Source organism: Methylobacterium sp. C1, assembly GCF_001854385.1.
Lineage (GTDB): Bacteria > Pseudomonadota > Alphaproteobacteria > Rhizobiales > Beijerinckiaceae > Methylobacterium > Methylobacterium radiotolerans.
Map to the genome: position 1 here is coordinate 4,365,713 of NZ_CP017640.1, position 13,192 is coordinate 4,378,904.

The 13,192-nt window shown below is 73.0% G+C and carries 13 protein-coding genes; 3 read left to right on the forward strand and 10 right to left on the reverse strand.

Features of this window, described 5'->3' with window-relative positions:
- Nucleotides 1-3: 3 nt before the first annotated feature.
- The 5 genes from BKE41_RS20185 to BKE41_RS20205 all read right to left on the reverse strand — a co-directional run bounded on the left by BKE41_RS20185 (nt 4) and on the right by BKE41_RS20205 (nt 5,891).
- Nucleotides 4-324: a multidrug efflux SMR transporter gene (locus BKE41_RS20185; protein ID WP_012320758.1), complete on the reverse strand. Its 321-nt coding sequence runs from the start codon at nt 322-324 to the stop codon at nt 4-6.
- Between the two features lie 281 nt (nt 325-605).
- Nucleotides 606-2,291, reverse strand: coding sequence for a B12-binding domain-containing radical SAM protein (locus BKE41_RS20190; protein ID WP_012320759.1), 1,686 nt, complete (start codon nt 2,289-2,291; stop codon nt 606-608).
- 243 nt (nt 2,292-2,534) lie between these two features.
- On the reverse strand, nt 2,535-3,377 hold the full coding sequence (locus BKE41_RS20195) for an SDR family NAD(P)-dependent oxidoreductase (protein ID WP_071000027.1): 843 nt from the start codon (nt 3,375-3,377) through the stop codon (nt 2,535-2,537).
- The gene (locus BKE41_RS20200) at nt 3,374-4,141 is read right to left on the reverse strand and encodes an enoyl-CoA hydratase-related protein (RefSeq protein ID WP_043074300.1); all 768 of its coding nucleotides are present in this window, start codon (nt 4,139-4,141) and stop codon (nt 3,374-3,376) included. Before BKE41_RS20200 ends, BKE41_RS20195 begins: the two co-directional genes overlap by 4 nt.
- A 10-nt stretch (nt 4,142-4,151) precedes the next feature.
- Nucleotides 4,152-5,891 (reverse strand): acyl-CoA dehydrogenase, encoded by a 1,740-nt coding sequence (locus BKE41_RS20205; RefSeq protein WP_043074301.1) that lies wholly within the window; start codon nt 5,889-5,891, stop codon nt 4,152-4,154.
- A 137-nt stretch (nt 5,892-6,028) separates the two neighbouring features.
- Between BKE41_RS20205 and BKE41_RS20210 the strand changes: the two genes are divergently transcribed.
- Complete coding sequence (locus tag BKE41_RS20210) at nt 6,029-7,027, forward strand: L-threonylcarbamoyladenylate synthase (protein WP_024829105.1); 999 nt, start codon at nt 6,029-6,031, stop codon at nt 7,025-7,027.
- Between the two features lie 133 nt (nt 7,028-7,160).
- Here the strand turns inward: BKE41_RS20210 and wrbA are convergent, their stop codons facing one another.
- The gene (wrbA, locus tag BKE41_RS20215) at nt 7,161-7,763 is read right to left on the reverse strand and encodes an NAD(P)H:quinone oxidoreductase (protein WP_012320764.1); all 603 of its coding nucleotides are present in this window, start codon (nt 7,761-7,763) and stop codon (nt 7,161-7,163) included.
- 133 nt (nt 7,764-7,896) lie between these two features.
- On the opposite strand from wrbA, the gene BKE41_RS20220 reads away from it, so the two are divergent.
- Nucleotides 7,897-8,769 carry a LysR family transcriptional regulator gene (locus BKE41_RS20220; RefSeq protein WP_058607308.1) on the forward strand — a complete coding sequence of 291 codons (873 nt, stop codon included), beginning with the start codon at nt 7,897-7,899 and terminating at the stop codon, nt 8,767-8,769.
- Nucleotides 8,770-8,775: 6 nt separating this feature from the next.
- On the opposite strand, the gene greA is transcribed toward BKE41_RS20220, so the two are convergent.
- Nucleotides 8,776-9,249 (reverse strand): transcription elongation factor GreA, encoded by a 474-nt coding sequence (gene greA / locus BKE41_RS20225; RefSeq protein ID WP_024829103.1) that lies wholly within the window; start codon nt 9,247-9,249, stop codon nt 8,776-8,778.
- Nucleotides 9,250-9,376: 127 nt separating this feature from the next.
- Here greA and BKE41_RS20230 point away from each other — a divergent pair, with 127 nt between their 5' ends.
- A complete protein-coding gene (locus tag BKE41_RS20230; RefSeq protein WP_024829102.1) occupies nt 9,377-10,186 on the forward strand; it encodes a class I SAM-dependent methyltransferase in 810 nt (269 codons plus the stop codon).
- Nucleotides 10,187-10,198: 12 nt separating this feature from the next.
- On the opposite strand, the gene BKE41_RS20235 is transcribed toward BKE41_RS20230, so the two are convergent.
- From BKE41_RS20235 to BKE41_RS20245, 3 genes are all read right to left on the reverse strand, one after another.
- Nucleotides 10,199-11,185, reverse strand: a complete 987-nt coding sequence (locus BKE41_RS20235; RefSeq protein WP_012320768.1) for an MDR family oxidoreductase — start codon at nt 11,183-11,185, stop codon at nt 10,199-10,201.
- 73 nt (nt 11,186-11,258) lie between these two features.
- On the reverse strand, nt 11,259-11,843 hold the full coding sequence (locus tag BKE41_RS20240; protein ID WP_024829101.1) for a hypothetical protein: 585 nt from the start codon (nt 11,841-11,843) through the stop codon (nt 11,259-11,261).
- A gap of 212 nt (nt 11,844-12,055) precedes the next feature.
- Nucleotides 12,056-13,153, reverse strand: a complete 1,098-nt coding sequence (locus BKE41_RS20245) for a cell wall hydrolase (RefSeq protein WP_012320770.1) — start codon at nt 13,151-13,153, stop codon at nt 12,056-12,058.
- Between the last annotated feature and the right edge of the window lie 39 nt (nt 13,154-13,192).

The following is a 13,192-nucleotide window of genomic DNA, read 5'->3' on the forward strand; positions in this document are numbered from 1 at the left end:
CGCTCAGCCGGGGCTCGACAGCTTCATCAGGACGAGCCCGGAGCCGATCAGGCCGGCGGCGAGGATGCGGCCGGCGCTCGCCTGCTCCCCGAGGACGGCAATGCCGACCAGGAAGGCGCCGACCGCGCCGATGCCGGTCCAGACCGTGTAGGCGGTTCCCAGCGGCAGCGTGCGCATGGCCAGCGCCAGGAAGCCGACGCTGCCGGCCATCGATACGGCCATGATGGCGGTCGGCCAGACGCGCGTGAAGCCGTCCGACTGCTTCATCGCGAAGGCCCAGACGACCTCCAGCAGGCCCGCGATGACGAGATAGATCCAGGCCATGGCGGCCCTCCGGAAAGGGCCGGGCCGTCCCGGACTTGTGCCCCGCGCGACGGGGGGAGGACGTGGCCTCGCGGCGGGTCAGCTAGCGATGATCGGCCAAGCCCGCAAGCGCGGCGGCATCACATCCCACGAACCATCCCCATCCTGAGGTGCCGCGTCAGCGGCCTCGACGGAGGGCTCCAGGGATCGGGGCGGCTGCTGGAGCCCTCCTTCGAGGCCTCCGCTGCGCTCCGGCCCCACAGGATGAGGGCGCCGGCGGGATGCGCTGAACGGGCGACCCGTCAGGCCACGGCCGCGAGGTGCTTGACCTCGGCCTTGGCCACCACCTTGCCGACCGGCGGCGCCTTGCAGGTCTCGGCCTCGGGCGCCAGGACGGGCGGCTGCACCCAGCGGCCGGCGTCGAGGTCGGCGATCCGGCCGTTGATCTCGCGGATGACGTAGCGCGAGAACGGGTAGACGTGCAGGTAGATCACCATGTTGGTGACCACGGCCTCCAGGGCGGCCGGGTTGCGGCGGGCGGTCTCCAGGAACACGCTCCAGAAGTGCTTGGCGAGTTCCGGACGCCGCACGGTCATCCGCCAGCACACGCGCAGCAGCGAGTAGAGATCGTGGGCGACGTGGCGCCAGTTGAGCTTCTGCGCGGCGAATCTCGGCCGCTTCACCCGCCGCGCCACCACCCGCACCCGGTCGAAGAAGTTCGGCGGGTCGTAAATCTCCTGGAGGACGTCGCGGTAGTCGGCGAGCACGTCGCGCTGCGGGCGCAGGGTCACGAAGTTGATGCCCTGCGTGCACTGGTCGCCCTGGTCGGCCGTGGTCGCCGCGTAGTTCTCGTAGAGGCGGCCCTCCTTGCGCAGGCGGCGCGAGAGCTGCGTGTTCGGCAGCGCGAACAGCAGGCCGACCATGGCGATCGGGATGCCGGTCTGGCCGATGCACAGCGACATCGCCTTGCTGATGCTGTCCTTCTCGGTGTCGAAGCCGACGATGAAGCCGGCCGTGACGAACATGCCGTGCTCGTAGAGCTTGTGCACGCTGTCGGCGATCGAGCGCTTGGTGTTCTGCTTCTTCTGCGTCTGGATCAGCGTCGCCTCGTCGGGCGTCTCGATCCCGGTGAACAGGGCGAAGAAGTTCGCGTCCCGCATCATCCCGAGCAGTTCGTCGTCGTCCGCGAGGTTCAGCGAGGCCTCGGTGGAGAACTTGAACGGGTAGCCGTGCGCTTCCTGCCACTGGATCAGGTGCGGCAGGAACAGCTTGATCGCCTTCTTGTTGCCGATCAGGTTGTCGTCGACGAAGTCGACATGGCCGCGGTAGCCGAGGCCGTAGAGCCGGTCGAGCTCGGCCAGCATCTGCGGCGTGGTCTTGGTCCGCGGGGCGCGGCCGTAGAGCTCGATGATGTCGCAGAACTCGCAGGTGAACGGGCAGCCGCGCGAGAACTGGACGCCGATATAGAGGTAGTGGCTGAAGGTCAGCAGGTCGAAGCGCGGGATCGGGCTCTTGGTGACGTCGGCCTTGAACTTCTCGGCCGTGAGCCGGCCGCGGCGCTCGCCCGCCTCCCAGGCGGCCACGAACTTGTCGAGGATGCCCTCGGCCTCGCCCAGCACCAGGAAGTCGGCCTTGTCGTAGACCTCCGGCGTCGAGGTCGGGGCCGGGCCGCCGACGCAGACCGGGGTTCCGAGCGCCACGCAGCGGTCGATGACCACGAGGCAGTCCGGCTCCTGGGGCAGCATGCCGCCGGTCATCACGAGGTCGGCCGCCTGGATCTGCGCGTCCGTCAGCTCTTCGCAGTTGCGGTTGACCAGCGTCACCTGCCAGGCCGGCGGCAGCATCGCAGCCAGCGTGATCAGGCCGAGCGGCGGCGCGGGCGCGCGGGCGCCCTGCAGCTCCATGGCCTCTTTGAAGTTCCACATGGAGTTCTCGTAGAACTTCGGGAACACCATCAGCACGCGCGGGGCCGTGTTCGCTTCCGACATGCCAGTTTCCCTCGTTCACACGCGCGGTCCCGGCCCGACCGGAGATCGGAACGGGCACAGGATCGACCCCTGACCTGCGGGCGAATTAAGGCCGTTTTTCGCTCCCGCAGCAATCGGAGCCGCCGATCCCGACAGGACGCGCGCCCGGACCCGGTGAATCAACCCCGCCGGCGGGTCATGGGGCAGATCCGGCCCGTTTGCCGCGGGGCTGCGCCATTCGGGCGACAGGTCCAGCCGGAACCGTCACGGCCCGACGCGGAACCGCTCCGGCCGCGTCCCGTCGGCGTCGGTGAAGCCGTAGACCCGCGCGAGGTCGCCGGCATGCAGCACGGCGCCCGCCCGCGCGGCGATGCCGGGGTCGGCGGCGAGCGCCGCCAGCGCCCGGCCGGCATAGAGCGGGCTCTCGGTGGCGTGCTGCGCGTGGCCGAGGTCGCGCGCCCGCTCGGTGGCGACGAAGCCCGGCGAGAGGCCGAGGGCGGTGACGCCGTGGGGCGCGAGCTCCCGCGCGAAGGCCAGGGTCAGCCGGTTGGTCGCGGCCTTGGCGGAATCGTAGAACACGTCGCCGAGGTAATCCTCGGTCCCGAAGGAGACGAGCGCCAGCAGCCCGGCCCGCGCCGCCACCATGGCGGGGGCGACCGCGCGGGCGAGCAGCAGGGCCGGCAGGGGCCCGGCCTCGAGGAGGCCGAGATACGGCTCCGCCGAGCGGCGCCAGAACGGCGTGCCCCAGCCGGCGCCGTCCGGGTAGCGCTCGCCGTCGTAGCCCTCGTTGCCGCTCCACACGCTGCAGGCCGCGACGTCGATCCGCCCGAACCGGCGGAGCGCCCAGTGCATCAGCGCGTCGGTGGCGCGCTCGGAGCGGTGGTCGCACAGGTAATGGTGCCCGCGCCCGCCGGCCGCGTCGACCGCGCGGGCCGTGTCCTCGATCGCCTCCGCGCGCATCTCGGTGCGCGGGCCGGTCTCGCTGGAGCGGGCCGTGACGATCACCGTGGCCCCCGCCTCGCCCAGCGCCCGGGCGAGTCCCCGGCCGACACCCCGCGACGCGCCCGCGACGAGGCAGATCTTCTCGGAGAGGTCGAGCGGGCTCACGCCGAGGCGGCGGGCTTCGACCGCGACAGGAAGGCGGCGAGCCGCTCCTGGGATTCGGGCGAGCGCAGCTGGGCGTCGAAGGCCTTGGCCTCGGCCTCCAGGGCCGCCTCGACCTGCGCCTGGTCACCCCGGATCAGCGCCCGGGACGCCGTCAGCGCCCCGCGCGGCAGGGCGGCGAGGCGCGCCGCCTGCGCGATCGCCTGCTCGACCAGCATGTCGGCCGGCAGCACCGCGTTGACGAGACCCAGCGCCTGCGCCTCGTCGGCCTCGAGCGGCCGCGACAGGAGCAGCAGCTCGGTGGCCCTGAGCCGGCCGACCCGCAGGGGCAGCAGGTAGCTCGACGCCGCCTCCGGCACGAGGCCGAGCTCGACGAAGGGCATGCGCAGGCGCGCCGCCGGGCTCGCGTAGACGAGGTCGCAGTGCAGGCAGAGGGTCGCGCCGATGCCGACCGCGATCCCGTCGACCGCCGCCACCATCGGGGTGCGGGTGCGGGCGAGCTGGCGGATGAAGGCCAGCGCCGGCGAGGTGCTGAATCCATCACCGGCATGCCCCATGAAGTCGGCGAGGTCGTTGCCGGCGCTGAACATGCCGGGCTGCCCGGCGAAGACCACGGCGCCGACCGCGTCCGACGCGTCGGCCTCCGCCAGGCCCGCGCGCATCGCGTCGTACATGGCGCCCGTGAGGGCGTTCTTCTTCTCCGGACGGTTCAGGGTGATCAGGCGGACGCCGCCCGCGAGGTCGTCGATCGTGACGGGTTCGGCCATGGTCCGCTCCTCAAACCGCCAGCGCCAGGGCGGCGTCGTCCGTGAAGGCGCCGCCCTCGACCACCGCCTGCTCCAGGCCGGACGCGGCCACCAGGAGGTTCTCGGCGTAGAACCGGGCGAGCGCGATGCGGGCCGCGTGCGCCGGGTCCGTCTCGCCCGCCTTCCGGGCGGCGCTCGCGGCGAGCGCGCTGCGCGCGAGGCAGGCGGCGCCCAGCGTCAGGCCGAACAGGCGCAGGTACGGCGTCGCGCCGGCGAGCGCCGCCTCGGGGCGGTTCGAGCTCAGCGCGGCGAGCTGGTGGCTCGTCGCCCGGTCGAGGCTGCCGATCCCGTCGCGCAGCCGCGCCGCCATGTGGCCGAAGGCCGGGTCGCCGGCCTTGAGCAGCCCCTCCGCGGCCCGGCGAATCCAGGCGATCTGCGACCGCGCGGTGCCCCCGCCGTTCAGCGGCAGCTTGCGGGCGGTGAGGTCGATGGCCTGGATGCCGTTGGTCCCCTCGTAGATGCCGAGGATCCGGGCGTCGCGCATGAGCTGCGCCGCCCCGGTCTCCTCCACGAAGCCCATGCCGCCGTGGACCTGCACGCCGAGCGAGGTCACCTCGTTGGCGAGGTCGGTGGCGAAGGCCTTCGCCACCGGGGTCAGCAGCGAGGCGCGGTCCAGGGCGGCCTGCCCCTCCGGCCCCTTCGCGGCGTCGAGGGCCGCGGCGGTGAGGTAGCAGATGGCGCGGGCGGCCGCCGTCGAGGCCTTCATGGTGAGCAGCATGCGCTGCACGTCCGGATGGGCGGCGATCGGGCTCGTCGCCTCGGCGGCGCCGACGGCCTTGCCCTGGCGGCGCTCCTGCGCGTAGGCGAGCGCGCGCTGGGTCGCGGCCTCGGCGACGCCGACGCCCTGCAGGCCGACATTGAGCCGGGCCGCGTTCATCATCGTGAACATGCAGGCCAGCCCCTTGTTCTCCTGGCCGATCAGCCAGCCGGTCGCGCCGCCCTGGTCGCCGAACGCCATGGAGCAGGTCGGCGAGGCGTGGATGCCGAGCTTGTGCTCGATGCCGGAGCAGCGCAGGTCGTTGCGGGTCCCGTCCGGCAGCACCTTCGGCACGAGGAACAGCGAGATGCCCCGCGTGCCGGCGGGCGCGTCGGGCAGCCGGGCCAGGACGAGGTGGACGATGTTGTCGGCGAGGTCGTGCTCGCCGTAGGTGATGTAGATCTTGTTGCCGGTGATCCGGTAGGTGCCGTCGCCCGCCGGCACGGCCCGGGTGCGCAGCAGGGCGAGGTCGGAGCCCGCCTGCGGCTCGGTCAGGTTCATGGTGGCGGGCCACGCGCCCGAGACCAGCTTCTCGAGGTAGCGCGCCTTCAGGTCGTCGGAGCCGTGGGCGGCGAGCGCCTCGATGCCGCCCTGGGTCAGGAGCGGGCAGAGGCCGAAGGCGAGGTTGGCACCGTTCCACATCTCGGTGCAGGCGGCCTCGATCAGCTTCGGCAGGCCCTGGCCGCCGTGATCGGCCTCGGCCGAGAGCCCGTTCCAGCCGCCCTCCGTGAAGGTGCGGTACGCCTCGCGCCAGCCCGGCGGCGTGGTGACCTGCCCGTCCGCGAAGGGGGTGCCGTGCCGGTCGCCGACCCGGTTGAGCGGCGCGATCACGCCGGCGGCGATCCGGCCGGCCTCGGTCAGGATCGCCTCGGCGTCGTCGGGATCGACCGCGTCGAGCCCGGCCACGTGCCGCAGCGTGAAGAGCATCTCGGGGACCGGGGCGCGGTAACTCATACGATCCTCCCGTGTGGCGGCCCGCCCGCTCGTTCGGTCCGGGGCGGGTTTGACCGCGCCCGCGCACCGGCGCTAGGGCGGGGCGAGGATAGGCGCGCGGGGCTCGCGCGGCCATGACCTCGGAGACGGCTTCCCGCATGAATGATCCCGGGTCAACGGTCCCGTCCGCGACCCGGCGGCTTCCCGCCGACGCGGCCGGCCTCGCGGAGGCCGCCGCCCTCCTGCGGGCGGGCCGTCTCGTCGCCTTCCCCACCGAGACCGTCTACGGGCTCGGGGCGGACGCCACCGACCCCGCCGCGGTGACGGGCATCTTCGCCGCCAAGGCGCGGCCGCGCTTCAACCCGCTGATCTCGCACCTGCCCGACGCGGCGGCGGCCCTGGCGGAGGGGGTCTTCGACGCGCCGGCGCGCCGCCTCGCGGAGGCCTTCTGGCCCGGCCCCCTGACCCTGGTGGTCCCGGCGCACACGGGCACGCGGGTCTGCGATCTCGCCCGCGCCGGCCTGCCGAGCCTCGCGCTACGGGTCCCGGCGCACCCGCTCGCGCGGGACCTCCTGGCGGAGGTCGGGCGGCCGGTCGCGGCGCCCTCGGCCAACCGGTCGGGGCGGGTGAGCCCGACCCGGGCCGCCCACGTCCTCGACGATCTCGCCGGCCGGATCTCCGCGGTGCTCGACGGCGGTGACACGCCGGTTGGCGTCGAATCGACGGTGGTGGCCTGCCTCGGCGGCCCGCCGCGGCTGCTGCGGCCCGGCGGTATCACCCGGGCGGCGCTCCGCGACGTGCTCGGTCTCGATCCGGAGGCGCCCGAGGCGGCGGATGCCGACCGGCCGGCGGGCCCGGGCATGCTCGCCTCGCACTACGCGCCGCGGGCGCGGGTCCGCCTCGACGCGGTGCGGGTCGAGCCCGGCGAGGCGGCCCTGCTGTTCGGGCCCCGCCCCCCGGCCGGTCACGAGACCGCGCGGGCCAGTCTCAACCTGAGCCCGGCGGGCGATCCCGCGGAGGCCGCTGCCCGGCTGTTCGGCGCCCTGCGCGACCTCGACGCCTCGGGGGCCGAGACCATCGCGGTGGCGCCGATCCCCGAGGACGGCCTCGGCGAGGCGATCCGGGATCGCCTCGCCCGGGCGGCGGCGCCCCGCTGACGGCGGAGAAATTTTCGCCGGCAGCGGAACAGAGTTCGGCCTGACCCGTTTACTGATCACGAAGGCCTTCTCAGCCCCCAATGGCCTTTTTCCTTTCAGGCTCGGAGCAATCCGAGCCTTTTTTCTTGGCTCCTCAGTCCCGGGCCAGCTTGGCCGCGATGCCGGCCACGTGGCGCCCCTGGAACCGCGCGCCCTCCAGCTCGACGGCGCTCGGCTGGCGCGACCCGTCGCCGTCCGCGATCGTGCTGGCGCCGTAGGGCGTGTTGCCCTTCACCGCCTCGACGCCCGCCTGTCCCTGGAAGCTGTAGGGCAGGCCGACCACAACCATGCCATGGTGGAACAGGACCGTGTGGAAGCTCGTCAGCGTCGTCTCCTGGCCACCGTGCTGCGAGGCCGTGGAGGTGAAGACCGAGCCGACCTTGCCGACGAGCGCGCCCTTCATCCAGAGCCCGCCGGTCTGGTCGATGAACTGCTTCATCTGCGAGGCCATGTTGCCGTAGCGGGTCGGCGTGCCGAAGATGATCGCGTCGTAGTCGGCGAGCTCGGCGACGGTCGCGACCGGCGCCGCCTGATCCAGCTTGAAGTGGTTCTGCCGGGCGACCTCCTCCGGCACCAGCTCGGGCACGCGCTTCACGACGACCTCGGCCCCCGTCTCGCGGGCGCCCTCGGCGACGGCGTAGGCCATCTGCTCCACGTGACCGTAGGTCGAGTAGTACAGCACCAGAACCTTCGCCATGTGTGGTCTCTCCTGCCTGTCGGACGTCCGGCCGAATCGTCGGCCGGCGGCTGGCCCCTGCATCGCGCATTTGCCGTCTTGCAAGAATGCCCCGACATGCAAGACTAACCTTGCGCAGATGCAAGGATCCGGCGTGGAGCTCGACTGGGACGATTTCCGGTTCGTGAAGGCGGTGGCCGACCGGGGCGGCCTGACCGCGGCGTCGGCCGAGCTCGGTATCAACCACTCGACGGCATTCCGGCGTCTCGCCGCCCTGGAGGCGCGGCTCGGCACGCGCCTGTTCGAGCGGCTGCGCACGGGCTACGTGCCGACCGCGGCCGGGCAGGCGATGGTCGACGCGGCCGGGCGCATCGAGGCGGACGTGACGCGGTTCGCCCGCGCGGTGGCGGGACAGGGCGAGACGCCGTCCGGCGAGCTGCGGGTGACCGCACCGGCGGGCTTCGCCGCCGAGCTGCTGATGCCGATGCTGGCGAGCTTCGCGGAGCGCTACCCGGAGATCCGGATCGAGCTCATCCTCGCGGAGGCGACCCTCAACCTCTCCCGGCGCGACGCCGACGTGGCGATCCGGATCAGCCGGGAACCGAGCGAGACCCTGGTCGGGCGTCGACTGGCCCTCACCGCGTGGGCGGTCTACGGCCGCGCCGATCGCGCCTACGGCGACCTGGCCCGGGAGGCCTGGATCAGCCCGGGGCCGCTGGTGGCGGGGGGCTCGCTCACGCGGTTCGTGGAGGCGCGGGCGCCGTCCGACCGTGTCCGCCTGCGGATCAACGCGGTGCCGGGCCTGGAGGCGGCGGTCGAGGCCGGCCTCGGCATCGGCCCGCTCCCCTGCTTCACGGCCGACGTGAACCCGGCGCTGCGCCGCCTGTCCGGGCCGCACCCCGAACTCGGGGCGGACCTCTGGATCCTGACGCATCCGGACCTGCGCCACGCGGCGCGTGTCCGGGCCTTCATGGAGCACGTCGCCGAGGCGCTGCTGCCGCTGCGGGCGCGCTTCGAGGGCCGCTGATCCGGCTCAGCGGATCTCGAGCACCTCGACCTCGTGGCCGTTCACCTCGACCACGTCGCCGATCGTCTTGCCGGTGATCGCCCGGGCGAGGGGCGCCACGTACGAGATCGAGCCCTTGTGCGGGTCGGCCTCGTCCTCGCCGACGATCCGGAAGGTCTGTCGGCTCTCCTTGCCGGACTCGTCCTCGCGGACCACCGTGACGGTGGACCCGAACTGCACGGTGTCGCCGCCCTTGGGCTCCACGAGCTGCGCGGTGTTCTTCCGGGCCGCCCAGTAGCGCAGGTCGCGCCCGATGCGGGAATCCTCCGCCTTGTCGGCGGGATCCAGCGAGGCGACCTCCTTCTCGAGGCGCGCGACCTCCGCCTCGATCTGCGCGAGGCCCTCCGGCGTGACGAAGTTCGTGTGCGGCGAGATCGGCCGATCCGGCAGATTCTCGAACGCTTCCCCACCCTCGGGCTCTTTGACGAATGCGACGCTCATGAAGACGCCAACACGCGAGGTACGGCAAAGGTTCCCGCGACGGGTGCTCGGCCCGCCCGGTGTTTTCGCCGTGGCGCGACCCGGGCACCGCTCGCTAGATTCTCCGGCGATTCACGCGGAGCCAACGATGTCGTCCCTGTCCGCCGCCGAGGTCGTCGCCGCCAACCGCCAGGCCTGGGATGCCTCGGCGCCCCTGCACCGGAGCGACCCGTCGTGGCATCGGCTGACGCAGCACTTCGCGCAGGATCCCGGCTTCTCCTGCTTCGATCCCCCGATGGAGGCGGCCCTGCGGGCGGTCGGGCTCGCCGGGGCCTCAGTCGCGCAACTCTGCTGCAACAACGGCCGGGAGACGGTGTCGCTGATGAATCTCGGCGCCCGGTCGGCGACCGGCTTCGACCAGTCGGAGGCGTTCCTCGCCCAGGCCAGGGACCTCGCCCGCATCGCCGGGCGCGACTGCCGCTTCGTCGCGGGCGACGTGCACGCGATCGACGCGGAGCACGACGGGGCCTACGACCTCGCGGTGATCACCATCGGCGTGCTGGGCTGGATGCCCGACCTGCCGCGCTTCCTCGCCGTGGCGGCGCGCCTCCTGCGGTCGGGCGGCCGGATCCTCATCCACGAGGAGCATCCCGTCGTGAACATGTTCGAGCCGCGGGCGGAGCAGCCGCTCCTGATTCGGCACTCCTATTTCCGCACGGCGCCGTTCGTGGGCGAGGACGCCATCGTGTACGGGGACGGCCCGGCCCCGCGGGTCGGACCGCATTACTGGTTCGCCCACCCCCTCGGGGCGCTGATCGAGACCCTGATCGGTGCGGGCCTCGCGATCGAGCGGTTCCGGGAGTTTCCGGACAACATCAGCACGACGGCCTGCGACGTGCTCGCCGCCGACCGGCTCCTGCCGATGAGCTACCTGCTGCAGGCCCGGAAAGCCGCCTGACGGGCGCCGGCCCTACGCCACCGTCACCACGGTCCGGCCCCGGACCTTGCCGGCCAGGATCTCGTCGCCGAGCCGGCCGACCTCCTCCAGACGGACCCTGCTGGTCATGGCGGCGAGCTTGCCGAGGTCGAGTTCCCGGGCGAGGCGCGCCCAGGCCTCGCGCCGCTTCTTCTGCGGGGTCGTCACGCTGTTGATGCCGAGCAGCGAGACGCCGCGGAGGATGAAGGGTGCCACCGAGGTCGGCAGGTCCATGCCCTGCGCCAGCCCGCAGGCCGCGACGGCGCCGTCCGCTCGGGTCATGGCGAGGACGTTGGCGAGGGTCGTGGAGCCCACGGCGTCGACGCCCGCGGCCCAGCGCTCCTTGCCCAGCGGCTTTCCGGGCTTGGACAGTTCGGCCCGGTCGAGGATCTCGGCGGCGCCGAGCCCTCTCAGGTAGTCGGACTCGCCGTCCCGGCCGGTGGAGGCGATCACGTGCCAGCCCGCCCGGGCGAGGAGCGCCACCGCGACGGAGCCGACGCCGCCCGAGGCGCCGGTGACGATGACCGGGCCGTGCTCGGGCCTCACGCCGTGGGCGTCCAGCGCCATGCAGCACAGCATCGCCGTGTAGCCGGCGGTGCCCACCGCCATGGCCTGCTCGGCCGTGAGTCCCCGGGGCAGCGGCACCAGCCAGTCGCCCCTGACCCGGGCGCGCTGCGCGTAGGCGCCGAGATGCGTCTCGCCGACGCCCCAGCCGGTGAGCACGACCGCGTCGCCCGGCCGGTACTCCGGATGGTCCGAGGTCTCGACGATGCCCGAGAAGTCGATGCCGGGGATCATCGGGAAGCGGCGCACCACCGGCGACTTGCCGGTGAGCGCGAGGCCGTCCTTGTAGTTCAGGGTCGAGTGCGTCACCCGCACGGTGACGTCGCCGTCCATCAGGTCGGCGTCGTCGAAATCCCTGAAGGCGAGGCTCTGGCCGGCCTCGTTCTTCTCGACCACCCAGGCCTTGAACGTCCCCATCGTCACCTCCCGTGCTGCGCGGTGAGGTGTGGCCGGGCCGCCCGGAATCAAGGCGACGGCGGTCGCTGCCGGCTCAGTATCCCTCGTACCGGCTGCCCGTGTAGAAGCCGAGACCGACGCCGATATCCGACGAACTGGCCCCGGTGATGCCGAGAGCGTCCGGGATCGAGCCGACCAGCGGGCCACCGTAGGCCGCGGGCCGGTAGCCGTAGCCGCCGCCGATCGGCGCCCAGCCGGCCCGGGCGGGCGCCACGAGGACGCGGCGGCTGACGCTGGCGTATTCCGGCGGGATCGTCTCGGGGATCGTCTGCGCCGGGCGGATCAGCACGGTCCGGGTGCGGACGGCGAAGCGCGGCGGCGCGGTCACCCAGCAGCCGATCAGCTCGCCGCCGGGGCCGCGGCTGGTCTGCCAGTAGCGGCCGCCGGGCGAGACCATCACGCGCTCCGACACCGTGTCGTAGACCGGCGGCGTGGTGCGGTAGACCGTGCGGGGCGGACGCACCAGCACGTTCTCCTGCACGGTGTCGTAGACCGGCGGCGTGACGACGCGGCGATAGCATTCGGAGCCGTAGCAGCCGCCGGCCTGGGCGGGTGCAGCGAGGAGCGCGCCGCCGAGGGCGGCGGCGAGGAGAGCGGTGCGAGCGACCGGCGCGGTCATGGGAGTCCTCTGATACGCATTACTACGAGACGCGGCGCGGACGCGGCGCTCGTCTCGACGTACCAGAGGCCAGACTCGTTGCCCGGCGCGCAAGCATTATCGGGAACGAAGGTAAAATTAACCCTTGGTTTCGACTGCTTAGGCGTCGCCTACCTAGGTAGGATTGTTCGGATCTTCCACAGTCTCTCTTACGAAGCCGGATCCGGCCGGGGTCAGGTCTGGCCGGCCCGGAGCTGGTAGAAGATGTGCCGGCCGATCACGTCCATCTTGCGCAGGCGGCGGGCCCAGCCCGGGCGCACGTAGTCGGCGTGGTAGTGGGTCGCGGCGCCGACCTCGGCGAGGTAGGTCCGGCCCTCGATCACCGAGCGGGCGATGCGGGTGGCGCTCTCCCAGGCGCCGGCGTCGGTGATGCGCAGGGACTTGCCCTCGCAGGCGAAGGAGAACTGGCAGCCCATGTAGTGGTGCCGGTTCTGGTAGACGACGCCGCAGACGCTCGCCGGGTAGAGGCCGCTCTTCACCCGGTTGAGCACCACCTGGGCGACGGCGGCCTGGCCGGCCTCGGGCTCGCTCCGGGCCTCGAAATAGACCGCCTCCGAGAGGCAGCGCTGCTCCTTGTCGAGGGCGTTCGGGTCGATCAGGTCGGCGTAGCGCCGGCGCGCGTCCTCGGGCACCGGCTGGGCATTGTCCGGGCGCTCGGTGCGGATCGCGAAATCGGGGAGCGCGAGGCTCGCCGCGGCGATCTCGACCGGGATGGCGTCCGCGGGTGCCGGCGTCGTGGAGGACAGCGCGATGGCGCGGGGCACCGGCGGAGTCGAGCCGTCGAAGCGCTCGGGGCCGCCGTCCTCGGTGAGGTCGGCCGTCCCCTCTCCCGTGGAGGCGGCGGTGCCGCTGCCGGTGGTGAGGCCGAGATCCGGCACGGGGACGAAGGCGGCCTCCGGCTCGGACTCCGGATCCCAGACGGCGGAGCCCTGCGTCAGCACGCCGGTGACGCTGCCGGTGACGTCGCCGAAGACCAGGGCGCCGCCGGCCTCGCGCAGGTTGGCCGCCCGGCGGGCGAAGCTCTCGGCCGGCGGCCGGGCGGGGTCGCCCTTGCCGGCCCGCTGCACCACCGGGAAGACGTGCGCGCCGGTCTTGAAGACGGCCTGCGGCGGCTCGTCCCCGAGGCGGCGCAGCGCCGATCCGATCAGCACGGTGCCGGGCGGCAGCGGCGGGACCGTGCCGGCGTCGATCACGCCGAGCCGGCTCGCCCCGATGGCATTCTCCGTGCCGGCATCGGCGGTGAACGACACCAGGAGGCCCAGCCCGACCATCCAGGGCGTCAGGGCCGCCGAGAGCCAGCGCAGGCTCGA